1 protein-coding gene is annotated in these 1,439 nt (G+C 64.0%); it reads right to left on the minus strand.

Annotated elements, in window-relative coordinates; all coding sequences use genetic code 11:
• Positions 1 to 1,439: Rne/Rng family ribonuclease (locus tag AHiyo1_RS17315; RefSeq protein WP_148667637.1), on the minus strand; the 1,439-nt coding region annotated here is incomplete at both ends.

Consider the following 1,439-nt stretch of genomic DNA (forward strand, 5'->3'; position numbering starts at 1 on the left):
TGACGATTCCGCGCCCTGCGCACGTCTCGCACTGCTCGCCGAAGACCTCCAGCAGGCCGGTGCCCATGCGCTTGCGGGTCATCTGGACCAATCCAAGCGAGGTCACCTCGGCGACCTGGTGCTTGGTACGGTCCCGGCCGAGGCACTCGACCAGGCGGCGCAACACGAGATCGCGGTTGGATTCCAGGACCATGTCGATGAAGTCGATGACGATGATTCCACCGATGTCGCGCAAGCGGAGCTGGCGGACCACTTCCTCGGCAGCCTCAAGGTTGTTCTTGGTGACGGTCTCCTCGAGGTTGCCGCCGCTGCCGGTGAACTTCCCGGTGTTGACGTCGACAACCGTCATGGCCTCCGTGCGGTCGATCACGAGCGAACCACCGGAGGGCAGGAAGACCTTGCGCTCCAAGGCCTTGTGGATCTGTTCGTCCACACGCCATGCCGAGAAAATGTCCTGGTCCGAGGTCCACTTCTCGAGGCGTCCCACCAGGTCCGGCGCCACGTACGTGACGTAGGCCTCGATGGTGTCCCAGGCTTCATCGCCGGAGACGATGAGCTTGGAGAAGTCCTCGTTGAAGACGTCACGGACAACCTTGATGGTGAGGTCCGGTTCGCCGTACAGCAGTTCCGGAGCCAGGATCTTGGTGGACGTGGACTGGCTTTCGATGCCTTCCCACTGGGCCCGCAAGCGGTTGATATCGTGCGTCAGTTCTTCCTCGGAAGCACCCTCGGCGGCGGTGCGGACAATAACGCCCGCGTTCTCCGGGAGGCGGTCCTTGAGGATTTTCTTCAGGCGGTTGCGCTCGACGTCGGGCAGCTTGCGGGAAATTCCCGTCATTGACCCGCCCGGTACGTACACAAGGTAGCGGCCGGGAAGTGAAATCTGGCTCGTCAGGCGTGCGCCTTTGTGGCCCACCGGATCCTTGGTGACCTGGACCAGCACGGAGTCGCCTGACTTCAGGGCGTTCTCGATGCGGCGCGGTTTGCCTTCCAGGGTGACGGCATCCCAGTTGACTTCACCGGCGTACAGTACGGCGTTGCGGCCGCGTCCGATGTCTACGAACGCGGCTTCCATCGACGGCAGCACGTTCTGGACCTTGCCCAGGTAGACGTTGCCGATGAGGGAATCCTGCTGTGTCTTGGACACGAAGTGCTCCGCGAGCACGCCGTCTTCGAGGACACCGATCTGGATCCTGTCGTCGCGCTGGCGAACGATCATCTGGCGGTCGACGGACTCACGGCGGGCCAGGAATTCGGCCTCGGTGATGACCTGGCGGCGGCGGCCGGTCTCGCGGGATTCGCGGCGGCGCTGCTTCTTTGCTTCAAGGCGGGTGGAGCCCTTGACGCTCGTGACTCGGTCGGAGCCGCTGGTGGACTCAACGTGCGCGCGGGGAGCGCGGACGCGGGTCACAGTGTTGGGGGGATCGTCGTCTCCGCCG

Origin of the sequence: Arthrobacter sp. Hiyo1, assembly GCF_001263615.2 — a bacterium.
Lineage (GTDB): Bacteria > Actinomycetota > Actinomycetes > Actinomycetales > Micrococcaceae > Arthrobacter.